This window comes from Streptomyces sp. NPDC059874 (assembly GCF_042731135.1).
Lineage (GTDB): Bacteria > Actinomycetota > Actinomycetes > Streptomycetales > Streptomycetaceae > Streptomyces.
In genome coordinates this window covers 38,414-59,461 of sequence record NZ_JBHWJY010000030.1, presented here as the reverse complement: position 1 = coordinate 59,461, position 21,048 = coordinate 38,414, and the positions used below count along the sequence as shown (strand labels likewise).

At 72.4% G+C, this 21,048-nt stretch carries 20 protein-coding genes and 1 riboswitch; of the genes, 14 read left to right on the top strand and 6 right to left on the bottom strand.

The genetic code is table 11. From position 1 onward, the window contains the following. The first annotated feature begins 11 nt into the window (after positions 1–11). Positions 12–551: a hypothetical protein gene (locus ACFV9H_RS19185; protein ID WP_385399433.1), complete on the top strand. Its 540-nt coding sequence runs from the start codon at positions 12–14 to the stop codon at positions 549–551. Between the two features lie 13 nt (positions 552–564). Then, entirely contained in the window at positions 565–1,260 is a 696-nt protein-coding gene (pyrF, locus tag ACFV9H_RS19180) for an orotidine-5'-phosphate decarboxylase (RefSeq protein ID WP_385399430.1), read from the top strand. A gap of 540 nt (positions 1,261–1,800) precedes the next feature. Here pyrF and ACFV9H_RS19175 read toward each other — a convergent pair. Continuing rightward, positions 1,801–2,034, bottom strand: coding sequence for a ferredoxin (locus ACFV9H_RS19175; protein WP_329386106.1), 234 nt, complete (start codon positions 2,032–2,034; stop codon positions 1,801–1,803). Beyond that, positions 2,034–3,497, bottom strand: a complete 1,464-nt coding sequence (locus tag ACFV9H_RS19170; RefSeq protein ID WP_385399429.1) for an aldehyde dehydrogenase — start codon at positions 3,495–3,497, stop codon at positions 2,034–2,036. Before ACFV9H_RS19170 ends, ACFV9H_RS19175 begins: the two co-directional genes overlap by 1 nt. Positions 3,498–3,669: 172 nt before the next feature. Here ACFV9H_RS19170 and ACFV9H_RS19165 point away from each other — a divergent pair, with 172 nt between their 5' ends. The 7 genes from ACFV9H_RS19165 (at position 3,670) to ACFV9H_RS19135 (ending at position 11,753) form a co-directional block, all read left to right on the top strand. Beyond that, complete coding sequence (locus tag ACFV9H_RS19165; RefSeq protein WP_385399426.1) at positions 3,670–4,731, top strand: MBL fold metallo-hydrolase; 1,062 nt, start codon at positions 3,670–3,672, stop codon at positions 4,729–4,731. Positions 4,732–4,835: 104 nt separating this feature from the next. Further along, positions 4,836–4,915: riboswitch (cobalamin riboswitch) on the top strand. Between the two features lie 131 nt (positions 4,916–5,046). Next, the gene (locus ACFV9H_RS19160; protein ID WP_385399424.1) at positions 5,047–6,306 is read left to right on the top strand and encodes a prenyltransferase/squalene oxidase repeat-containing protein; all 1,260 of its coding nucleotides are present in this window, start codon (positions 5,047–5,049) and stop codon (positions 6,304–6,306) included. Further along, positions 6,306–6,980 (top strand): SCO2322 family protein, encoded by a 675-nt coding sequence (locus ACFV9H_RS19155; protein WP_385399421.1) that lies wholly within the window; start codon positions 6,306–6,308, stop codon positions 6,978–6,980. Before ACFV9H_RS19160 ends, ACFV9H_RS19155 begins: the two co-directional genes overlap by 1 nt. Then, positions 6,977–8,242: an energy-coupling factor transporter transmembrane component T gene (locus tag ACFV9H_RS19150; RefSeq protein WP_385399418.1), complete on the top strand. Its 1,266-nt coding sequence runs from the start codon at positions 6,977–6,979 to the stop codon at positions 8,240–8,242. Before ACFV9H_RS19155 ends, ACFV9H_RS19150 begins: the two co-directional genes overlap by 4 nt. Then, positions 8,239–10,149 carry an ABC transporter ATP-binding protein gene (locus ACFV9H_RS19145; protein ID WP_385399415.1) on the top strand — a complete coding sequence of 637 codons (1,911 nt, stop codon included), beginning with the start codon at positions 8,239–8,241 and terminating at the stop codon, positions 10,147–10,149. Before ACFV9H_RS19150 ends, ACFV9H_RS19145 begins: the two co-directional genes overlap by 4 nt. Then, positions 10,146–11,012, top strand: a complete 867-nt coding sequence (locus tag ACFV9H_RS19140) for an ECF transporter S component (protein ID WP_385399412.1) — start codon at positions 10,146–10,148, stop codon at positions 11,010–11,012. The genes ACFV9H_RS19145 and ACFV9H_RS19140 overlap by 4 nt, the downstream gene beginning before the upstream one ends. A gap of 285 nt (positions 11,013–11,297) precedes the next feature. Next, the gene (locus tag ACFV9H_RS19135; protein WP_385399409.1) at positions 11,298–11,753 is read left to right on the top strand and encodes a transglycosylase SLT domain-containing protein; all 456 of its coding nucleotides are present in this window, start codon (positions 11,298–11,300) and stop codon (positions 11,751–11,753) included. Between the two features lie 158 nt (positions 11,754–11,911). Here the strand turns inward: ACFV9H_RS19135 and ACFV9H_RS19130 are convergent, their stop codons facing one another. Further along, positions 11,912–13,081 (bottom strand): steroid 3-ketoacyl-CoA thiolase, encoded by a 1,170-nt coding sequence (locus ACFV9H_RS19130; protein WP_365179912.1) that lies wholly within the window; start codon positions 13,079–13,081, stop codon positions 11,912–11,914. 241 nt (positions 13,082–13,322) lie between these two features. On the opposite strand from ACFV9H_RS19130, the gene ACFV9H_RS19125 reads away from it, so the two are divergent. From ACFV9H_RS19125 to ACFV9H_RS19115, 3 genes are all read left to right on the top strand, one after another. Further along, positions 13,323–14,567 (top strand): cytochrome P450, encoded by a 1,245-nt coding sequence (locus tag ACFV9H_RS19125; RefSeq protein ID WP_385399406.1) that lies wholly within the window; start codon positions 13,323–13,325, stop codon positions 14,565–14,567. A 74-nt stretch (positions 14,568–14,641) separates the two neighbouring features. Then, positions 14,642–15,025 (top strand): RidA family protein, encoded by a 384-nt coding sequence (locus ACFV9H_RS19120; RefSeq protein WP_385399404.1) that lies wholly within the window; start codon positions 14,642–14,644, stop codon positions 15,023–15,025. Between the two features lie 259 nt (positions 15,026–15,284). Beyond that, positions 15,285–16,676, top strand: a complete 1,392-nt coding sequence (locus tag ACFV9H_RS19115; RefSeq protein WP_385399402.1) for an FAD-binding oxidoreductase — start codon at positions 15,285–15,287, stop codon at positions 16,674–16,676. A 66-nt stretch (positions 16,677–16,742) separates the two neighbouring features. Here ACFV9H_RS19115 and ACFV9H_RS19110 read toward each other — a convergent pair whose 3' ends face one another. Together ACFV9H_RS19110 and ACFV9H_RS19105 are read right to left on the bottom strand one after the other, a co-directional pair. Further along, positions 16,743–17,162, bottom strand: a complete 420-nt coding sequence (locus ACFV9H_RS19110; protein WP_385399400.1) for a hypothetical protein — start codon at positions 17,160–17,162, stop codon at positions 16,743–16,745. Positions 17,163–17,344: 182 nt separating this feature from the next. Next, positions 17,345–19,363 (bottom strand): bifunctional glycosyltransferase 87/phosphatase PAP2 family protein, encoded by a 2,019-nt coding sequence (locus tag ACFV9H_RS19105; RefSeq protein ID WP_385399398.1) that lies wholly within the window; start codon positions 19,361–19,363, stop codon positions 17,345–17,347. Positions 19,364–19,496: 133 nt separating this feature from the next. On the opposite strand from ACFV9H_RS19105, the gene ACFV9H_RS19100 reads away from it, so the two are divergent. Next, positions 19,497–19,823 (top strand): antibiotic biosynthesis monooxygenase family protein, encoded by a 327-nt coding sequence (locus tag ACFV9H_RS19100; protein WP_385399395.1) that lies wholly within the window; start codon positions 19,497–19,499, stop codon positions 19,821–19,823. A gap of 172 nt (positions 19,824–19,995) precedes the next feature. On the opposite strand, the gene ACFV9H_RS19095 is transcribed toward ACFV9H_RS19100, so the two are convergent. Then, positions 19,996–20,391 carry a nuclear transport factor 2 family protein gene (locus ACFV9H_RS19095; RefSeq protein ID WP_385399393.1) on the bottom strand — a complete coding sequence of 132 codons (396 nt, stop codon included), beginning with the start codon at positions 20,389–20,391 and terminating at the stop codon, positions 19,996–19,998. Between the two features lie 104 nt (positions 20,392–20,495). On the opposite strand from ACFV9H_RS19095, the gene ACFV9H_RS19090 reads away from it, so the two are divergent. Next, complete coding sequence (locus ACFV9H_RS19090) at positions 20,496–20,993, top strand: GNAT family N-acetyltransferase (protein ID WP_385399391.1); 498 nt, start codon at positions 20,496–20,498, stop codon at positions 20,991–20,993. Positions 20,994–21,048 lie beyond the last annotated feature (55 nt).

Below are 21,048 nucleotides of genomic sequence, written 5' to 3'. Positions count from 1 at the left end.
AGCCTCTCCCGGTGACCGATGAAGCTGAAGTCTGGAACCGCTTCGCCTCCCTCTTGCCTACCGCCAAGGCTCAGGAAGTCCGTGATTGCTGGGACATCGGCGAGCAGGAGGCGGGGCTGGACCTGCTGGTGGGAGCCCTGCTCGAACATCAGGTGCCCCTCAGTGAGACCATCCGAGCGGAGATCTCGGTGGTGGCGGAGACGTGGAGCGAGCGGCACGCCATTTCCTCTCGTCTCTTGGAGTGTCCTGGTGATGGCCTCCCCACCACTGTGGAGCTGATCGAAGGCCCTGACACCGTCCCTCTGAGCGACCCCTCGCTGATCGACCCGAAGCTGGCCGGCTTCCTACTGATCCCCTGGATCCGATGCACGACCTCCGGGCGGCTCCTGATCCGTGCTCATGTCGAAGAGCCTTGGGGCATGTCGTTCATTCCCGAGCACTACGCCGTCCTGGCCTCCGAACAGGGGCCGTCCCTCCGGCTCTTCGAGTCGTCTGCCGCCTGGGAAGCCCTTCAGGAACTCGTTCAGAAGCGACCGGCCGCGGAGGCTTGACGACAATGACTCCATGAAGTCAAGCAACCGGATCATCGTCGCCTTGGATTTCGACGGCCGTCGAGCGGCCGAGCAGGTCGTCGACCGTCTGGGCGACGAGTGCCGCTTCTACAAGGTCGGGCTGGAGCTGCTCACGGCGGCGGGACCCGATCTCGTCGAGTCCCTCGTCGCCAGGGGCAATGAGGTGTTCCTGGACCTGAAGCTCTTCGAGATCCCGAACTCCGTTGCCGGCGCGGTCCGTGCGGCAGGGGCACTGGGCGCGTCGATGGTGACGGTGCACGCCATGGGCGGCACCGACATCATGGCCGCCGCTGTCGCCGCCGCCCGCGACTTCCCTCGCCTGCGCGTCTTGGCCCTGACCGTCGTCACCAGCATGACCGGCTCCGACCTCACGGACATCGGGGTCAACGCCTCGACCGAGGAACAGGTACTGCGCCTGGCCAGGCTGGCCTCCAACGCCGGCTGCCATGGTGTGATCGCCTCACCTCAGGAAGCCGCGCAGCTGCGGGATGTATTGGGCGCCGGCTCCCTGATCGTCACGCCGGGGGTCACGCTGCCCGGTACATCCCCGACAGAGCACGCCCGCCCCGGAACACCACGTGCCGCCATCACCGCCGGTGCGTCACACATCGTTGTGGGCCGTTCGGTCACCCGAGCCGAAGACCCCGTCGCAGCGGTCCGACTCGTCCGCGCCGACTTCGGCCTGTGACCAGCCCATGCCGGTCTGGTCGACGCCAGACGACGTCAGCTGTGTAGCGATCCGTGGCGGCTCATGACCAGCCCCAGACGGTCGTCGGACGCCGTCGGCGAGGAGCGCGTAGCGATTTGACGCGACTTGGCCGCCTGACCTCCCGCCAGCGTCATTTGGTCGCTGTTTGGGGGTGGTTGGGCTGCCCCCGACCCGGAAAGCGGTCCGGAGGGGCCCGGGCCGGGGTCTGCCGCCGGGAACCCGGCCGTCCATCGCGACCGCCCCGTCCTTGATCCTCGGACCGGCCCGTTCTTTTGGGGGTTTCCCGGCAGTCTTCGTTTTTCCGTGGCGGGACGGTCTGTCAAGGGTGGAGCGCAGCGACATCGCGCAGCGACGCGACGACGAAGGAGGAGCGCCCTTGACAGGCCGGCCCGACACGGAAGGACGATGAGACTGACGGGAAACCCCCAAGGCGTCCCTGATTCCGCCCGGCTCGGACCCCGCCACCGAAGCCCCCGACCCGTTGCCAAGAGCGTGCGGCGTGCAGCGGGCGGCTCGGAGCTACTCCTCCGGCGGGAACACCGGTTCGCCCGTTTCGGCCAGGGTGATCATGATGGCCTCCACCGGGCAGCCCTCCGCCGCCGTCAGGATGGGTTCGTTCGCGTCCGACTCCGGGGTGCGGGGGTGGGACTGGCGGGCCGAGTCCAGGACGAAGCCGTCCGGGGCGTGGTTGACGCACATGCCCGAGCCGATGCAGACGCCCCGGTCCACCTCGACCTGCCAGCGGTCACCCATCACTCACCCGCCGTGTAGCCGGCCGGCAGGTGGATCATCTTGTGCTCCAGGTATTCGGACAGGCCCTCGGGGCCGAATTCCCGTCCCACGCCGCTGTTCTTGTAGCCGCCGAAGGGGCCCAGCATGTCCAGGCTGAAGGTGTTGACGTTGAAGGTGCCCGTGCGCACCTGGCGGGCGAAGTCGATGCCGTGCTCGACGTCGCCGGTCCAGACGCTGCCGCTGAGCCCGAACTCCGAGTCGTTGGCGACCCGTACCGCCTCCGCCTCGTCCCCGTAGGGGATCAGGCAGACGACCGGGCCGAAGATCTCCTCCTGGGCGATCCGCATCGAGTTGTCGACGTCGCCGAAGAGGGTGGGTTCCACGTACCAGCCACGCTCCAGGCCCGCCGGGCGGCCGCCGCCGGAGAGGACCTTGGCGCCCTCCTCCTGCCCGATGCGGATGTAGTCGAGCGAGCGCTGCTGCTGGCGCTGCGCCACGAGCGGGCCGAGCTGGGTCGCCGGGTCGAGCGGGTCGCCGACGACCAGGGCGCCGGCCGCCGCCGCGAGGGCCTCGGCGACCTCCTCGTAGCGGCTGCGCGGGGCGAGGACGCGGGTCTGGGCCACGCATGCCTGGCCGTTGTTCATCCAGGCGGCCGGGACGATGCCGGCGATGGTGGCGTCGAGGTCGGCGTCCGGGAGGATCACGGCGGCGGACTTGCCGCCGAGTTCGAGGGTGACGCGGGTCAGGTTGCGCGCGGCGACCTCCATCACGCGCCGACCGGCGGCGACGGAGCCGGTGAAGGCGACCTTGTCCACGCCGGGGTGGCCGACCAGGTACTCGCTGACCTCGCGGTCGGCGGGCAGGATCGACAGCACGCCCTCCGGCAGGCCCGCCTCCCGGGCGATGTCGGCCAGGATGTAGGAGTCCAGCGGGGCTTCCGGCGAGGGCTTGAGGATGACGGTGGAGCCGGTGAGCAGCGCGGGGGCCAGCTTGGCCGCCGCGACGAACTGCGGGACGTTCCACGGGATGACGGCCGCCACGACGCCGACGGGCTCGCGGCGCACGAGGATCGGGCCGAGCACGCCCGCTCGGCGCTCCTCGTACGGGTAGGCGCGCGCGACGGTGATCGCGGCGTCGTAGACCATCATCGGGCCGAGCGCCTGGGCGAGGATGCTCCAGGAGTACGGGGAGCCGTTCTGGGAGCTGATCGAGCGGGCGATCTCCTCGTGGCGGACGGCGATGGCGTCCTTGATCCGGGAGACGACGGCGATGCGCTCGTCCAGGGTCATCCGCGGCCAGGGGCCTTCGTCGAAGGCCTTGCGGGCGGCGGCCACGGCGCGGTCCACGTCCGCCTTCGAGGCGTGCGGGACGGAGCCGATGACCTGCTCGGTGTGGGGGGAGACGATCCGGATCGTGTCGGTGCCCAGCGGATCCGTCCACTCCCCGCCGATGAACAGTTGTCCGTGTTCCACGAGCTCGGTCATGGCTGAGGCCTCCTGCGGCTTGGCGTTGCAGAACTGATACCAGTTCTAGTTCGAGGAGTCCACGGCCAGGACGGAAGAGCGAAGAAGATCCAACGACTAGTCAGAAAGCCGAAGAAGTGGTCGACTTGGGCTACTAGTGGAACAGGTTCTCGTTAGAGGCAGGGGACGGCGAATGACAGAGGACGCAGCAGAGGACACGCCGCACGTCACCGATCACGGCGGCGGCGTGTGGGGGATCAAGGTCCCCATCCCCGACAACCCGCTCGGCCACACCCTCGTCCACGTCCTCGACACCGACCGCGGCCCGGTCCTCGTCGACACAGGCTGGGACGACCCCGAGTCCTGGGACACCCTCGTCGCGGGCCTCGCCGCGCTCGGCATCGCGATCGCCGACGTCCACGGCGTCGTCATCACCCACCATCACCCCGACCACCACGGCCTGTCCGGCCAGGTCCGCGAGGCGTCCGGGGCCTGGATCGCCATGCACGCCGCCGACACCGAGGTCGTCGTACGCACCCGGGCCTCCGAGCCGGGCGTCTGGTTCGACTACATGAGCGAGAAGCTCGCCGCGGCCGGAGCCCCCGAGGCGCACATCGCCCCGCTCCGCGCCGCCCGCGCCGGCGGCCGGATGCGTACGCTGCCCGGGCTGCGGGCCGCCGTCCCCGACCGGGAGATCGTCCCCGGCGAGCTGCTGCCGCTGGCCGGGCGCCGACTGCGCGCGATCTGGACCCCGGGCCACACGCCCGGCCACGTCTGCCTCCACCTGGAGGAGGCCCACCCGGCGAACCTCCCCGGCAACGGCCGCCTCTTCTCCGGGGACCACCTGCTCCCCGGGATCTCCCCGCACATCGGCCTGTACGAGGACCCGCAGAGCGACCGGGTCACCGACCCCCTCGGCGACTACCTCGACTCCCTCGAACGCATCGGCCGCCTCGACCCGGCCGAGGTGCTCCCCGCCCACCAGCACGCCTTCACCGACGCGCCGGCCCGCGTACGGGAGCTGCTGGACCACCACGAGGAGCGGCTGACCGGGCTGTGGGCGCTGCTCGCCGAGCCGCTGACCCCCTGGGGGCTGGCGGAGCGGATGGAGTGGAACCGGCCCTGGGAGCAGATCCCGTACGGCTCCCGCAACATCGCCGTCTCGGAAGCGGAGGCCCACCTGCGGCGGCTGGTGAAGCAGGGCCGCGCCGAGGCCGTCCCGGGCACGGACCCGGTGACGTACCGGGCGCTGTAGGCGCCCACCGGTGGGTGGCCGGTAAGGGGCCCTGCCGGCCGGCACCACCATGCCCGTGGGCTACGGGCCGGTACAGTGAGCGGGTCGTCCTCACTTCCGTACGGGGGGAAGCCGGTGCGAATCCGGCGCTGACCCGCAACCGTGACCCGCCCCGGCCTCCGTCGGGCGGGGAGCCGGAATGCCCCGTGCGGAGGTGCGCGGCTCGTGCCGTCGGGTCCTCCGGCGGCCGGCACCGTCGAGGTAAACGGAGCCGGAGCCCGGTGCCTTCGCGTGCCTGCCTCCAGCTCCCCAGCAGGAGAGGCACCCCCCGCCCCCATGAACGTCCGCCGCAGCGCCGCCACGCTCGCCGCCTCCGCCGTGCTCTGCGTGGGCGCCGCCCCCGCGGCCCTCGCCGACACCGCTTCGCCCTCCCCTTCCGCGCCTCCGGTGATCCCCTCCGGTCTGTACGGCAAGAACGACCCGACCTACGACGGCGTGTGGCGCCAGTCGTTCGCGTTGCTCGCCCAGCACACCGTCGGCGTCAAGCCCGCGAAGGAGGCCGTGGCCTGGCTGGTGGGCCAGCAGTGCGCGAACGGCGGTTTCGCCGCGTTCCGCGCGGACGCCTCCGCGGCGTGCGAGGCGACGACGATGTTCGACACGAACGCGACGGCGGCGGCCGTCCAGGCTCTGAAGGCGCTCGGCGGCCAGGACGCGGCGGTCAAGAAGGGCACGGACTGGCTGAAGTCCGTCCAGAACGAGGACGGCGGCTGGTCCTACGTCCCCGGCTCCCCCAGCGACGCCAACTCCACCGCCGTGGTGATCAGCGCCCTCGCGGTGGCGGGCGACAAGCCCGCCGAGGTGAAGTCGAAGGCGGGCAAGTCCGCCTACCAGGGCCTGGCCGCCTTCCAGCTCGGCTGCGCCACCGACCCGGCCGCCGACCGGGGCGCCTTCGCCTACCAGCCGGTCGACGGCAAGCTGATCGCCAACGCCGACGCCACCGCCGCGGCGGCACTGGCCGGCCTCGGCAAGGGCACGGCCGTGGCCCTCTCCGCCACGGACACCCCCGCCGCGCCGCTGACCTGCCCCGCGGCCTCCGCGGACGCGGCCGCCGACCCGGCGGCCCTGGCCCAGGGCGCGGCCGGCTACCTGGCCGAGGCCCTCAAGAAGGACGGCCACCTCACCGCGGTCACCCCGGGCGCGGACCAGCCCACCCCGGACACCGGCAACACCGTCGACGCGGTGATCGCCCTGGCCGCGGCCGGGCACAAGCAGTCGGCGGCGGGCGCCCTGGAGTGGCTCAAGGGCAACTCGGAGCAGTGGGCGAAGGGCAACCCGGCGGGCCTCGGCACGCTGATCCTGGCCGCCCACGCGACGGGCACGGACCCCAAGGCCTTCGGCGGCACCGACCTCGTCTCGGCGCTGAACGCGACCGGCCCGGCCCCGCAGGGCGCGGACTCGGCCGCGACCGATGTCGACGACAAGAAGGACAAGCCGTCCGGCGGCCAGAGCGTCTGGTGGATCATCGGCGCGGGCGCCGCGGCAGGCGTGGGCATCGGCATCCTGCTGAGCGGACGCCGCAAGAAGAACCAGCTCTGATGCGTCGCCGCCGCCTGCCCGCACGCGTACCGGTGCTCGCCGTGGTGCTCGGCGCCGTCCTGGCCGTACTGGCCGCGTCCCCGGCGCCGGCTTCGAGCTACCGCTACTGGTCGTTCTGGGACGCCGCGGCCGACGGCGGGTCCTGGTCGTACGCCACGGTGGGCCCCTCCATGGCCCGCCCGGCGGACGGTTCCGTGCAGGGTTTCCGGTTCGCGGTGAGCAAGGACGCGGCCGCGGAGGCGGCGCAGCCGCGGGCGGCGGCCGACTTCTCGGCGATCTGCGGGGCGACCCCGGCGGCCGAGGGGAAGAAGCGGGTGGCGCTGGTCGTCGACTTCGGCCTCCCGACGGACGCCCCGGCGGGCGAGACCCCGCCGCAGGAAGCGCCGCGCACGGCCTGTGCGCAGGTGGCCCCGGAGGCCACGACGGCGGAGGCACTGGCGTCGGTGGCGAAGCCGCTGCGCTACAACGGCGCGGCGATGCTGTGCGCGATCTCGGGCTACCCGAAGCAGGGCTGCGGCGAGCCGGTCGCCTCGCCGGCGGCCGGTTCGGACCCGGAGGCGGCGCCGGCCTCGGACTCCGACGGCGGCCCGTCGGCGGGCCTCCTGGCCGGCCTCGCGGCGTTGGCCGCCCTGGCCGCGGCCGGCATCTGGCAGTCACGCCGCCGCAACCGATGACGAACGACCAGCCGTGGGGCTGTTCAGCCCCGCCGGCGTTTGAGGCGCGGAACCTGGGGCGGAGCCCCGGCAGCGGCGCCGCACCCGACGACGTGACCCCGGCCGGGCGGAGCCACGCCGCAGCGGCAGGCCCCCCACACGGGCCGACGTACAAGAAATGGCAGGCCCCCCTCGCCGGCCGGGCGACGGCCCTGCACGCGGGGGCCTGGTGGCTTTGGGCCCTCGGGCTCGCCACCGCCGCCTCGCGGACCACCAACCCGCTCCTCCTCGGAATGATCATCGGCGTCGCCGGGTACGTGGTCGCGGCCCGCCGCACGGACGCGCCGTGGGCCCGTTCCTACGGGGCGTTCCTCAAGCTCGGCCTCTTCGTGATCGGCCTGCGCCTCCTCTTCTCCATGCTGCTGGGCTCCCCCATCCCCGGCTCGCACACCCTCTTCACCCTCCCGGAGGTCCCGCTGCCCGCCTGGGCGCAGGGCATCCGGTTCGGCGGCAAGGTGACCGCCGAGCAGCTCGTCTTCGCCTTCTACGACGGCGCCAAGCTGGCCACCCTCCTTGTCTGCGTGGGCGCCGCGAACGCCCTCGCGAACCCGGCGCGGCTGCTGAAGTCGCTCCCGGCCGCCCTGTACGAGGCGGGCGTCGCCGTGGTCGTCGCCATGACCTTCGCGCCGAACATGGTCGCCGACGTCGTCCGTCTGCGCACCGCGCGCCGGCTGCGTGGACGCCCCACCGGCGGAGTGAAGGCGATCCTCCAGATCGGCCTGCCGGTGCTGGAGGGCGCCCTGGAGCGCTCCGTCGCCATCGCCGCGTCGATGGACGCCCGCGGGTACGGCCGCACGGCCGAGGTCCCGCCCGCCGTGCGGCACACCACCAACGCCCTCACCCTCGGCGGTCTCCTCGGCATGTGCGCGGGCACGTACGGGCTGCTCGCCGCGGAAGGCGCCGCGTACGGGCTCCCCGTGCTCGGCATCGGCCTGCTGCTGGCCCTCGCGGGCCTGCGCCTCGGCGGCCGCCGGTCGGTGCGGACCCGCTACCGGCCCGACCGCTGGGGGCCGCGCGCCTGGCTCGTCGCCGGATCGGGCGCGACGGTCGCCGCGCTCCTCATATACGCGGGCACGCGCGACCCCGCCGCCCTGCACCCGGGCGTGGTGCCGCTCGCCGCACCCACGCTGCCGCTGTGGCCGGCGGCGGCGATCCTGATCGGCCTGCTGCCCGCCTTCGTGGCACCCGTACCGCCCGTACCGTCCGAGGAGGCATCCCGTTGATCCGCTTCGAGCAGGTGTCCGTCACCTACGACGGCGCGGCCGGCCCCTCTCTCCGGGGCGTCGACCTGGTGATCCCGGAAGGGGAGCTGACCCTCCTCGTCGGCCCGTCGGGGGTCGGCAAGTCCACGCTGCTCGGCGCCGTGTCCGGGCTGGTCCCGCAATTCACGGGCGGCACCCTGCGCGGCCGGGTGACGGTCGCGGGCCGCGACACCCGGACCCACAAGCCGCGCGAGCTCGCGGACGTGGTGGGCACGGTCGGCCAGGACCCCCTCGCGCACTTCGTGACGGACGTGGTGGAGGACGAGCTGGCGTACGGGATGGAGTCCCTCGGCCTGGCCCCCGCCGTGATGCGCCGTCGGGTGGAGGAGACCCTGGACCTGCTCGGCCTGAACGAACTGCGCGACCGCCCCATCGCCACCCTCTCGGGCGGGCAGCGGCAACGGGTCGCGATCGGCTCGGTCCTGACCCCGCACCCCAAGGTCCTGGTCCTGGACGAGCCGACGTCCGCGCTGGACCCGGCGGCGGCGGAGGAGGTCCTGGCTGTCCTCCAACGCCTGGTCCACGACCTCGGCACCACCGTCCTGATGGCGGAGCACCGCCTTGAGCGGGTGGTTCAGTACGCCGACCAGGTGCTGCTCCTGCCCTCCCCGGGCGCGGCCCCCGTCCTCGGCGCCCCTTCCGAGGTCATGGCCGTCTCTCCCGTCCACCCCCCGGTGGTCTCCCTGGGCCGCCTGGCGGGCTGGTCCCCCCTGCCGCTGTCGGTCCGCGACGCCCGCCGGCTGGCTGCGCCGCTGCGCGCGCGTCTTGCGGCGGCGGGGAACCCCGCGCCCCTGCTGTCCGATGCCGCGCGCGGCTCCACGTCCCGGGGCTCCGCCCCGGACCCCGCGCCGGCGGAGCCCCACCCAGCCCCGCCGGCGTTTGAGGCGCACCATCCAGCCCCGCCGGCGTTTGAGGCGCGGGGTCCGGGGCGGAGCCCCGGTTTCGGGAAGGGGCGGGGTGGGCGAAGCCGCCCGCAGGGCCCCCGCCCCGGCCTGCTCGCCCGGCTGCTCCGCACCACCGCACCCGCCCCGGCGACCGACCCGCAGCCCGAAAACGTCGCGACGGCGCACAACCTCACGGTGCGCCGCGGCCGCGCCGAAACCCTCCGCGGGATCACCCTCACCGTGGCACCCGGCGAAACCGTCGCCCTCATGGGACGCAACGGCGCCGGCAAGTCGACCCTCCTCGCCGCCCTCGTCGGCACCGTCCCGCCCGCCACCGGCGAAGTGACCGTCGGGGGCCGCGCCCCCCACCGCACCCCGCCGCCGGAGATGGTGCGCCGCGTGGGTCTCGTACCGCAGGAGCCCCGCGACCTCCTCTACGCCGACACGGTCGCCGCCGAGTGCGCCGCCGCCGACTCCGACGCGGGTGCGGCGCCCGGTACTTGCCGTGCGCTGGTGACGTCCCTGCTCCCGGACGTCCACGACGACGTCCACCCCCGGGACCTCTCCGAGGGGCAGCGCCTCGCCCTGGCCCTCGCCCTGGTGCTGACCGGCCGCCCGGCGCTGCTCCTGCTCGACGAGCCCACCCGCGGTCTGGACTACGCCGCCAAGGCCCGTCTGATCGAGATCCTCCGCGGCCTCGCCGCCGACGGCCACGCCATCGTCCTGGCCACCCATGACGTGGAGCTCGCCGCCGAGCTGGCCCACCGCGTGGTGATCCTGGCGGGCGGGGAGGTCGTCGCGGACGGCCCGACCGCCGAGGTGGTGGTCTCCTCCCCCGCCTTCGCGCCGCAGGTGGCCAAGATCCTGGCCCCGGGCCACTGGCTCACGGTGAGCGAGGTCGCCGAGGCCCTCGACGCAGCCGCCGAAGCGGGCCGCGAAGCGGGCCCCGAAGCGGACCCCGACGCAGCCGCGGAGGCGACATGAGCCGCGCGGCGAACCGCCCCGTCCGCATCGGCCCCCGCGCCGCCGCCGCACTGGTCCTCGTCACCCTCATCGGCATCGCCGCCTTCGGGTGGCCGCTCCTCGCCGACGCGCAGTCCGGGCTCGCGCACTCACAGGACGCCCCCTGGCTGTTCGCCGCGCTGCTCCCCCTCCTCGTGGCCGTCGTGGTGGCGACCATCGCGGACAACGGCATGGACTCCAAGGCTGTGGCGATGCTCGGCGTGCTCGCCGCCGTCGGGGCGGCGCTGAGGCCGCTGGGCGCGGGTACGGCCGGCCTGGAGCCCATGTTCTTCCTGATGGTGCTCAGCGGGCGGGTCCTGGGGCCGGGCTTCGGGTTCGTCCTCGGCTCCGTCACGATGTTCGCGTCCGCGCTGCTCACCGGCGGTGTCGGCCCGTGGATGCCGTTCCAGATGCTCGCGCTCGGCTGGTTCGCGCTGGGCGCCGGGCTGCTGCCCGGTCCGGAGAGGATCCGGGGCCGCGCGGAGTTGCTGATGCTGGCGGCGTACGGCTTCGTGGGCTCGTTCGCGTACGGCACGATCATGAACCTGCAGGGCTGGGTGATCCTTCAGGGCATGGGCCAGGGCGTCTCCTTCCACCCTGGGGACCCGGTCTCGGCGAACCTCGCGCGCTTCGTCGCGTACTGCCTGGCGACTTCGCTGGGCTGGGATCTGGGGCGGGCCGCGCTGACGGTCGTACTGACGCTCACGCTCGGGGCCACGCTGTTGAAGGCGCTGCGGCGGGCGACTCGGAAAGCTGCCTTCGATGCGCCGGTCTCCTTCGATTCCGGGGTCCGAGGCGGGCTCGACCACGCCCCCGAAAGGGGTACGGACGGCGACAGAGGGTGAGATTCGGGGCCTGCGGCGGTGAGCCGCCCCACAGGACCCAGGTCACATACGAACCGGGCTAGTAGTCCTTTACCGCCCCCTGTGCACCCCCTTTGCGCCGCCCGTCAGCTGCGGAAACCACGACCCGGGCCCGAGGGGGTCGTTCCGCCCCGGCTGCGAGGGCCGCTAGTAAGCGGGCTCGTTGCCAGGGGGTCGGGGCGTCTGTAGAACTGGATGGGTCGCAGGGCGGCAGGGTGTTTCACCCGCCGCCGACGAACCCCTCTCCTTCGCGTGAGTGGCTCACGCATGTCTTCGGCATGCCCGCGACCGCCCTTGTCGCCTTCGGAAGGTCAATCCGTGTCCAACGCCGTCATCCGCCGCATCGCCGCCTCGAAGAAGACCCTCGCGGGTACCGTCCTCGCCCTGGGCGTCGCCGGTTCCATGCTTGCCGCGGTTCCCGCGCAGGCCGCCCCGATGAGCGCCAAGGCGATCGCGCAGCAGATGATCAAGGACCCGGCCCAGTTCGCCGCCTTCGACAAGATCATCTCGCACGAGAGCGGCTGGGACCACACCGCGACCAACGCTTCCTCCGGCGCGTACGGCCTGGTCCAGGCCCTGCCGGCATCGAAGATGGCCTCCGCGGGCGCGGACTGGAAGACCAACCCGGCCACCCAGATCAAGTGGGGCCTGGACTACATGAACGAGCGCTACGGCTCCCCGGTCGAGGCCTGGAACTTCTGGTCCGCCAACCACTGGTACTGAGCCACCGGCGACAGCAGACGCAGCCGGCTCGGCAGCAGACATACGAAGGCCCCGGCGGCCGACCTCCCCAGGTCCGGCCACCGGGGCCTTCTGCATCCCATCCCACAGGGTTCAAAGGCGCCCGCTCGTGGGGCGCACGCGCTCACGCGCTCACGCGCTCAAAGGCGCTGGATGATCGTCCCGGTCGCCAGCGCACCGCCCGCGCACATGGTGATCAGCGCGAATTCCTTGTCGCGGCGCTCCAGCTCGTGCAGCGCGGTGGTGATCAGCCGGGCACCGGTGGCGCCGACGGGGTGGCCGAGTGCGATGCCCCCGCCGTTGACGTTGACCTTCTCCAGGTCCTGGTCGAAGACCTGGGCCCAGCTGAGGACGACGGAGGCGAAGGCCTCGTTGATCTCGACGAGGTCGATGTCCTTGAGGGACATCCCGGCCTTGCCGAGCACGGCCCGCGTCGCGTCGATCGGCCCGTCCAGGTGGTAGTGCGGGTCGGCGCCGACCAGGGTCTGGGCGACGATGCGGGCGCGCGGCTTGAGTTTGAGCGCCCGCGCCATCTTGCGGGAGGCCCACATCACGGCGGCGGCCCCGTCGGATATCTGCGAGGAGTTCCCGGCGGTGTGCACGGCGGTCGGCATGACCGGCTTGAGCCGGGCCAGGCCCTCCATGCTGGTGTCGCGCAGGCCCTCGTCCCGGTCGACCAGGCGCCACATGCCCTGTCCGGCGGCCTGCTCCTCCTCGGTGGTCGGCACCTGCACGGCGAAGGTCTCGCGCTTGAAGCGCTCCTCGGCCCAGGCGGTGGCGGCCCGCTCCTGCGAGAGCACTCCCAGCCTGTCGACGTCCTCGCGGGTGAGGCCCCGGTTGCGGGCGATGCGCTCGGCGGCCTCGAACTGGTTGGGCAGGTCGACGTTCCACTCGTCCGGGAAGGGCTTGCCGGGTCCGTGCTTGGATCCCGAGCCCAGCGGGACGCGGCTCATGGCCTCGACCCCGCAGGCGATGCCGATGTCCATGACCCCGCCGGAGATCATGTTGGCGACCATGTGGTTGGCCTGCTGCGAGCTGCCGCACTGACAGTCCACCGTCGTCGCGGCGGTCTCGTACGGGAGGCCCATGGCGAGCCAGGCGTTGCGGGCGGGGTTCATGGACTGCTCGCCCGCGTGGGTGACGGTGCCGCCGACGATCTGCTCGACGCAGTCGGGCTGGATTCCGGTTCGGGCGAGCAGTTCGCGGTAGGTCTCGCCGAGCAGGTAGGCGGGATGGAGGTTGGCGAGCGCGCCCCCGCGCTTGCCGATGGGGGTGCGTACGGCTTCGACGATGACGGGTTCCGCGGCCATGAGCTCGTCCTCTCCTGCACTGTGCCGGCGCGGCGGGCCGTCCCGGCGCCCCGCCCGAACTAGTACGCGTTCTAGTTCTCCCCGCAGTTTTATGACCTGGGGGCCCGCCACGCAAGGGTCTTGCACGCGGCCTGCACGGATTCCACACGCAACAGGTGCTGCGCCGACCCTTGTCACTTCTAGAACTCGTTACTACCTTCAAGCCAACTTCTGATGGGCCGTCAGACTTTGGAGTCGCCCGATGTCCTGCCCCGCGCTGCCCGAAGGCTTCGACGCCACCGACCCCGACCTCCTCCAAAGCCGCGTCCCGCTGCCGGAGTTCGCGGAGCTGCGGCAGACCGCACCGGTGTGGTGGTGCCCGCAGCCGCGGGGCGTCACCGGCTTCGACGACGAGGGCTACTGGGTCGTGACCCGACACGCGGACGTCAAGTACGTCTCCACGCACCCCGAGTTGTTCTCCTCCACCACCAACACGGCGATCATCCGCTTCAACGAGCACATCCAGCGTGATGCCATAGATGCCCAGCGTCTGATCATGTTGAACATGGATCCGCCGGAACACACCCGCGTACGCCAGATCGTGCAGCGCGGCTTCACCCCGCGCTCCATCCGCGGCCTGGAGGCCGCCCTGCGCGACCGGGCCCGGAAGATCGTCGAGGAGGCCGTCGCCGCCTCGGCGGACGGCAGCTTCGACTTCGTCACGCAGGTGGCCTGCGAACTCCCGCTCCAGGCCATCGCCGAGCTGATCGGCGTACCGCAGAAGGACCGCGCCAAGATCTTCGACTGGTCGAACAAGATGATCGCGTACGACGACCCGGAGTACGCGATCACCGAGGAGGTCGGCTCCAACGCGGCGGTGGAGCTCATCGGTTACGCCATGAACCTCTCCGCCGAGCGCAAGGAGTGCCCGGCCCAGGACATCGTCACGCAGCTGGTTGCCGCCGAGGGCCAGGGCAACCTCGGCTCCGACGAGTTCGGCTTCTTCGTGCTGCTGCTGGCGGTCGCGGGCAACGAGACCACGCGCAACGCCATCAGCCACGGCATGCACGCCTTCCTGACCCACCCCGAACAGTGGGAGCTGTACAAGGCGACGCGGCCGTCCACCGCCGCGGAGGAGATCGTGCGCTGGGCCACCCCGGTGGTGTCCTTCCAGCGCACCGCCACCCAGGACACCGAGCTGGGCGGCCAGAAGATCAAGGCGGGTGACCGGGTGGGGATGTTCTACTCCTCCGCCAACCACGACCCCGAGGTCTTCGAGAACCCGGACGTCTTCGACATCACCCGCGACCCGAACCCGCACCTGGGCTTCGGCGGCGGCGGTCCGCACTTCTGCCTCGGCAAGTCCCTGGCCGTGATGGAGATCGACCTGATCTTCAACGCGCTGGCGGACGCCCTGCCCGACCTGCGCCTGACCGGCGAGGCCCCGCGCCGCCTGCGCGCGGCCTGGCTCAACGGCATCAAGGAACTCCGGGTCAGCCACGGCTGACCCGTGAACCAGGGCGGCAGGGGCCGCCTCCTCCCACGCCCGGCCCCTGCCGCCCGCCGGCTACGGTGACCGCCATGGAAACTGTGAGTCATTCCCCAACCGAGGGCGTGTACGCGGCAGATGACTACGTCCACGCCATGGAGGTGCGCGGCGCCCGGCGCACCCTCTACGTGGCCGGGACGATGGGCCTCGACGAGGCCGGCAAGCCGGGGGCCGGCCTGGCCGAGCAGCTGGAACTGATCTGGGCGAACATACGGACGATCCTGGCGTCGGCGGACATGACCGTGGACAACATCGTCCGGGTCACCAGCTGCCTGCGGGACGTCTCGTACGCGCAGGAGAACGCGCGGGCGCGGCTGGCGGCGCTCGGCGGGCGCAAGGTGCCCACCACGGCGCTCGTGGCGCAGACGCTGTCCCAGGACTGGCTGGTCGAGATCGAGGTGATCGCGGCGGCGTGACGCGCCGCCGGACAGCGGCGCGGCCGCGACCCTACGACGGCGGCCCCACTGCGGCGGCCCTACTGCGGCCCTACTGCGGCCCTGCGGCGGCGGTCCTACTGCGGCCCTGCGTCGCCCGAGTGGCGCCGGGGCCGCCACCGGCGGATCCTGACAGGACGCGGCGATCCACCGACGGGGTGCCGGGGCGGGAGACACTCCGCCCCGGCACCCCGTCGGCGTTCCGTCGTCACCCGCCGTCATCCCGGGGTGAGGAGCCGCCATGTCCGCCACCGTGTTCGACGAGCTCGCCAAGGCCTTCCGCGGGCCACTCGTACGGCCCGGCGACAGCGGCTACGACGAGGCCCGACGCATCTGGAACGGCTCCATCGACCGCCGCCCCTCCCTCATCGCCCGCTGCACGGGCGCCGCCGACGTGATCGCCGCCGTGCGCTGCGCCGGCCCCGCCGGACCGGCGGCCGGGCTGCCCCTCGCGGTGCGCGGCGGCGGGCACAGCTTCCCCGGTCAGTCGGTGTGCGACGACGGCATCGTCATCGACCTCTCCCTGATGAAGGGCATCCGGGTGGACCCCGAGGCCCTCACCGTCCGGGCCCAGGCCGGTGTGCTCCTCGGCGAGCTGGACCACGAGACACAGGCCTTCGGGCTGGCCGTGCCCGCAGGGATCGTCACCCACACCGGGCTGGCGGGGCTCACCCTCGGCGGCGGCATCGGCTGGCTGATGCGCAAGTACGGGCTCACCATCGACCAGCTGCTCTCGGTGGACCTGGTCACCGCCGACGGCACCCTCCTCAAGGCGAGCACGGACGAGAACCCGGACCTCTTCTGGGGCGTGCGTGGCGGCGGCGGCAACTTCGGGGTCGTCACCGAGTTCGAGTTCCGACTCAACCCGGTCGGGCCCGTCGTCCTGGCCGGTCCCATCGTCTGGCACATGGCGGATTCGGCCCGGCTGATGCGCTTCTACCGCGAATGGATCACCGACGTACCGGACGACCTGACCACGGCCGTGGTGCACCGCAAGGCGCCGCCGCTGCCGTTCGTACCGGCGGAGCTGCACGGGAAACCGGTGGTCATGGTGGTGTGCTGCTACGCCGGCCCGATCGAGGAGGGCGAGCGGGTGCTGCGGCCGCTGCGCGCGTGGGGGCCGCCACCGGAGCTGGACCTGTGCGCGCCCAAGCCCTTCACCGAGCACCAGGCCATGTTCGATCCGTCGTTCCCGCCCGGCCGCTGGTACTACTTCAAATCCTGCGACGTGGACCGGCTCACCGACGAGGTGATCGACGCCACTGCCGAGCACGCGGCGCGGATCGTCTCCCCGCTCACCGCGTTCCCGATCTTCCAGTTGGGCGGCGCCATCGGCGGCGTCGGCGAGGACGAGACGGCCTTCGGCGGGCGCGGCGCCGGCCACACCTTCAACATCAACGGCACCTGCGAGGGCCCCGAGGGCTTCGAGCAGGAGCGTGAGTGGGCGCGCGGCCTGTGGTCGGCGCTCGCGCCCCACCGGACGGGCGTCTACGCGAACTTCCTGATGGAGGAGGGCGAGGACCGGGTCCGCGAAGCGTACGGGGCCGAGAAGTACGACCGGCTGCGGGAACTCAAACGGCACTACGACCCGGGCAACCTCTTCCGCCTCAACCAGAACATCCGGCCGGACTAGCCCGTCCGGGCGCGCGCCGTCGTCGGCCGCTGCGCGCCACGCGGGGTGGCGCGCAACGGGCTGCTGTCAGGGGCAGTTGACGGGCGGGTTTCCGGAAGCCACCCGGCAGAAGTCGACCCCGGTTCCGCCGTCGACGAGCCCGGCGTTCGGGCCGACACGGATGAAGTCGTTGTCAGGGCCGCCGAGGACCTGGCCGGTCGGGGCGACACCGGCGTCGGCCGTGATGTAGTCGCTGCCCGTACTACCGGCGACGGTACCCGCGACGGTACCGATGATGACGATGTAGTCGCTCCCGCCCAGGCCGTCGACCCGGTCACCCGCCGCTAGGGCGCCGCAGCGGATGAGGTCGGGGCCGGCCGTCCCGTTGACGGTCGTACCGGAGACGAACCGGCCGTTGACCGTGCACGAGACGACGGCGTGGGCGGGCGTCGCGGACAGGGCGAGCGGTGCGATCGCGAGAGTGGCGGCGCAGAGCGCGCGCGTCATGTGTCTGATCATGCAATGAGTGACACATGGTTATGGCGTGGTCGCAATCGGGAACCGCCGGTGGCTCTTCCGACGGTGTCGGTAAGCCACCCGGACAGGCCAGCGGCACTGGTGCCCGGGGCCGGGCCGGGGCCGTCCGATGCCGGCACCGGCACCGGCACCGGACGGTCCCCGGGATCCTCCTAAGTCCGGGCGGCGGCCTTGACCTGTGTGTCCGCGCCTTCCGCGGATCCGGTCCGTTGCGCCGGCACCGTCAGCTGGAGCCGGCGCGGCCCCGACAGCGCGTACACGAGCCCGAATCCGGCGGCGACGACGGCGGCACCGCCCACCGCGTCCAGCACCCAGTGGTTGGCGGTGGCCACGATGGCACACACCGTGATCAGCGGGTGCAGCGCCCCGAGCAGCTTCTGCCAGCCCTTCGGCGCCAGCACCACGATCACGACCCCGCACCACAGCGACCAGCCGAAGTGCAACGAGGGCATCGCCGCGTACTGGTTGGAGATCGCGGTCATGGCCCCGTACGAGGGGTTGGCGAGGTCCTGCGGTCCGTGCACGGTGTCGATGAAGCCGAGTCCGGGCATCAGGCGCGGCGGCGCGAGCGGGTAGAGCCAGAACCCTATGAGCGCCAGCACCGTGGCCAGGCCCAGGGAGGCCCGCGCCCAGCGGTAGTCGCCCGGCCGGCGCCAGTACAGGACGGCCAGGATCGACAGCGGGACCACGAAGTGGAAGGAGGTGTAGTAGAAGTTGAAGAACGCCTCCAGCCAGGGCGTGTTCACCACGGCGTGGTTCACGGCGTGCTCGATGTCGATGCCGAGGGCCTTCTCGATGCCGTGGATCTGGCTGCCGTTGCCCTCGGCGAGCGAGCGGCTCGTCGGCGCCGCGGCCCGGATGTGCGAGTACAGGGAGTAGCCCACCCGTATCAGCAGCAGTTCCAGCAGCAGGTTGGGGCGGGACAGCACGCGCCGCCAGAACGGCAGCAGCGGCACGCGCGCCCACCGGGCGGCGGCCGGGCGGCCGTAGGCGGTGGGGACGGGCTCGCGCCAGTACGGCGAGGAACGCGGCAGGAACGGTACGGCGCAGGCCGCGGCCAGCGCGGTCAGCAGCAGCACGTTGTCCCGTACGGGCGCCAGCGCGGCCAGGTTCGGCAGCAGCACCGCGCTCGGCAGGGTCATGGCCAGGACCACGGCCACCGGCCAGACGGGCCGGTCGGCGGCCCGCTTGCCGACCTTGCCGGCCACCGCGAGCAGCACCCACAGCAGTTGGTGGCGCCACCCGGTCGGGGACACGATGACGGCCACGCAGCCGGTGATGGCGACGGCGAGCAGCAGTTGGCCGTCGCGGGCGTAGCGGGCCGCGCGGCGCAGCCCGACGAACACGACGGCGCCCGCGAGCGCGAGGTAGAGCAGGACCTCGACCGGCCCGGTCAGGCCGAAGCGCAACAGGGCGCCGTGCAGGGACTGGTTGGCGAGGGCGTCGGGGGCGCCGCCGAGGCCGGTGCCGGCCAGGTGCTGCACCCAGTACGCCCACGAGTCGCGCGGCAGCGACGCCCAGGCCAGCGCGGTGGCTCCGGCGAAGGTCACGGCGGCGGTCCGCGCGGTGGGGCGGCGCCCGGCGAGCCACAGCAGCGGGGCGAACAGCAGCAGCGCGGGCTGGAGGGCGGCGGCGAGGCCGAGGAGGAATCCGGCGGCCCGCTCGGCGGGCACGCGGAAGACGGCCAGGAGCACCAGCAGTACGGGGAGCACGGCGGTCTGCCCCGGTGAGGCGGCCTCGCGCACGGGCAGCGACACCATCAGCAGCGCGGTCAGCACGGGCGCGGCCAGCAGCGCGGTGCGCCGCGGCACGGGGTCGGGCAGGCCGCGCGCGGCGACGAGCCCGATGGCGGCGACGAACAGCAGCGTCACGCAGGTCCAGGCCACCTCCAGCGAGGGGGCGGCGAGCGCGGTGAACGGCTTCAGCACCAGCCCGGCGAAGGGCGTGCCGGTGAACTGGCCGGCATCGTACAGCGTGCCGGGCAGGCTGCCGGGGAGGTGGAACCCGCTCAGCCATTCTCCCGGTGGCACGCGCAGCACGGCGGTGGCCTGTCTGACCGCGAGCACGCCCGCCAGCGCCCACAGGAGCAGGCGGGCGGCGCCGAGCCTGCCGCTATCGCCTATGACTCCGGCATGCCCGTGCCCACCCCTGTGCTCCGCCGCGTTAGCCACGCCTCGCCGGCCTCCCGCCCAATTGACCGCAACCCCGACTTCGCCTGGCTGCCGCGCTCGATACCGCGTTTCATACCGCGTTGTTCATTACCCGGACGACGATATCCCGGGTCGGATACCTAGGATGGCCCGCATGAGCATCGTGAAGATCAACGCGCTGACCGTGCCGGCCGAGCAGCGGGAGGTGCTGGAGCAGCGGTTCGCCTCTCGGGCGGGGGCCGTGGAGTCCTCGGACGGGTTCGAGTGGTTCGAGCTGCTGCGTCCGGTGGAGGGCACCGACCAGTACCTGGTGTACACGCGGTGGCGGTCCGAGGAGGACTTCCAGGCGTGGATGGAGGGGCCGATGAAGGCGGCCCACCAGGGCGGCGGCGAGGGTGGCGAGCGTCCGAAGCCCGCCGCTTCGGGTTCGTCGGTGTGGTCGTTCGAGGTCGTGCAGCAGGCGGCGCCGAAGAAGGCCTGAGACGACGGGAGGCCCGGGGCGTGCGCCCCGGGCCTCCCGCGCTGTCGGTCGGTCGCTCGTCGGCCGGTCGGCTCCAGTCGGCTCCAGTCGGCTCCAATCGGCTCCTGTCGGCTGCTGTCGGCTCCTGGCCGGCAGTTGGTCAGATCCTGGTCAGCTCCAGGCCAGTTCCTGGTCAGCTCCAGAAGGCGTCTTCCTCGTCGATGTCCTGGGTGCACTGGTCGATGTCGGTGATCTTGCCGCCGACGATCGTGAAGAAGAGGCCCTCCTGGACCTCGATCCCCCGGTCGCCGCGGTCGGCGCGCGCGGTGTGGAACGACATGACGTGCCCCCGCCCGTCCGCCAGCACCGTGTGCAGGTCGACCTGGAGGGTGCCGTTCGTCTCTTCTCCGAGTCGGCGGTAGAGGTCCATGACCGCCTCCCGCCCCTTGTGGTGCCCGGAGAGCGGGTTGTTGCCCGGCACGTGGTGGATGGCGTCGGCCGTGAACAGCGTGCTCAGCGTCTCCAGGTCACCCTTGGAGAAGGCCTCGTAGCCGCGGCGGACCAGGACGGCGTCGGGATGCTTGGACATGGCTTCACACCCTCCATTTGAGCGATTTTCCCTTTTCCTCATCATCGGCCCGTGCCTGTGGATATTCCACGCGGGGGATCCGCCGTCGACTCCACAATGGCGCCATGGACAGCAAGATGATCAGCACGTGGAGCGTGACTCCCGAGCCCTACGACACCCCTGACGCCGTCGCCCTGCTCCGCGCGTATTACGCCGAGGTCGCCGGCCGGTACTGGAAACGGTCCGTGACCGAGGCCGAGATCGACCAGGGCATCCTCGACTTCCCGGCCGACGGGCTCGCCCCGCCGACGGGCCAGTTCGTCGTCGGCCGACTGGGTGGCGAGCCCCTGGCCTGCGGCGGGATCCGACTGCTCGACCCGATCACCGCCGAGCTCACCAGGGTCTACGTCGACCAGCGCACCCGGGGTACCGGCGGCGGGGCGGCGCTGTTGGAGGTCCTGGAGCGGGAGGCCCGAGCGCTGGGTGCGGAGCGGGTCCGGCTGGACACCCGGTCGGACCTCGTGGAGGCCCGGGCGTTGTACGCGCGGCACGGGTACCGGGAAATACCCGCGTACAACGACGGCCCGTATGCCGAGCACTGGTTCGAGAAGCGGCTCGTCTGACCGCGCCCCGGTGGCTCGGGCCTAGGGCCTGTCGTCAAATTCCCGTCTGCCCCGC

What these genes read in the sequence shown, in the direction of transcription:
- ACFV9H_RS19160 (WP_385399424.1), top strand. Translation starts at nt 5,047, where the DNA reads ATGAACGTCCGCCGCAGCGCCGCCACGCTCGCCGCCTCCGCCGTGCTC.
- ACFV9H_RS19130 (WP_365179912.1), bottom strand. Translation starts at nt 13,081, where the DNA reads ATGGCCGCGGAACCCGTCATCGTCGAAGCCGTACGCACCCCCATCGGC.
- ACFV9H_RS19090 (WP_385399391.1), top strand. Translation starts at nt 20,496, where the DNA reads ATGGACAGCAAGATGATCAGCACGTGGAGCGTGACTCCCGAGCCCTAC.
- ACFV9H_RS19170 (WP_385399429.1), bottom strand. Translation starts at nt 3,497, where the DNA reads ATGACCGAGCTCGTGGAACACGGACAACTGTTCATCGGCGGGGAGTGG.
- pyrF (WP_385399430.1), top strand. Translation starts at nt 565, where the DNA reads ATGAAGTCAAGCAACCGGATCATCGTCGCCTTGGATTTCGACGGCCGT.
- ACFV9H_RS19095 (WP_385399393.1), bottom strand. Translation starts at nt 20,391, where the DNA reads ATGTCCAAGCATCCCGACGCCGTCCTGGTCCGCCGCGGCTACGAGGCC.
- ACFV9H_RS19155 (WP_385399421.1), top strand. Translation starts at nt 6,306, where the DNA reads ATGCGTCGCCGCCGCCTGCCCGCACGCGTACCGGTGCTCGCCGTGGTG.
- ACFV9H_RS19140 (WP_385399412.1), top strand. Translation starts at nt 10,146, where the DNA reads ATGAGCCGCGCGGCGAACCGCCCCGTCCGCATCGGCCCCCGCGCCGCC.
- ACFV9H_RS19175 (WP_329386106.1), bottom strand. Translation starts at nt 2,034, where the DNA reads ATGGGTGACCGCTGGCAGGTCGAGGTGGACCGGGGCGTCTGCATCGGC.
- ACFV9H_RS19150 (WP_385399418.1), top strand. Translation starts at nt 6,977, where the DNA reads ATGACGAACGACCAGCCGTGGGGCTGTTCAGCCCCGCCGGCGTTTGAG.
- ACFV9H_RS19165 (WP_385399426.1), top strand. Translation starts at nt 3,670, where the DNA reads ATGACAGAGGACGCAGCAGAGGACACGCCGCACGTCACCGATCACGGC.
- ACFV9H_RS19110 (WP_385399400.1), bottom strand. Translation starts at nt 17,162, where the DNA reads ATGACGCGCGCGCTCTGCGCCGCCACTCTCGCGATCGCACCGCTCGCC.
- ACFV9H_RS19115 (WP_385399402.1), top strand. Translation starts at nt 15,285, where the DNA reads ATGTCCGCCACCGTGTTCGACGAGCTCGCCAAGGCCTTCCGCGGGCCA.
- ACFV9H_RS19120 (WP_385399404.1), top strand. Translation starts at nt 14,642, where the DNA reads ATGGAAACTGTGAGTCATTCCCCAACCGAGGGCGTGTACGCGGCAGAT.
- ACFV9H_RS19125 (WP_385399406.1), top strand. Translation starts at nt 13,323, where the DNA reads ATGTCCTGCCCCGCGCTGCCCGAAGGCTTCGACGCCACCGACCCCGAC.
- ACFV9H_RS19100 (WP_385399395.1), top strand. Translation starts at nt 19,497, where the DNA reads ATGAGCATCGTGAAGATCAACGCGCTGACCGTGCCGGCCGAGCAGCGG.
- ACFV9H_RS19135 (WP_385399409.1), top strand. Translation starts at nt 11,298, where the DNA reads ATGTCTTCGGCATGCCCGCGACCGCCCTTGTCGCCTTCGGAAGGTCAA.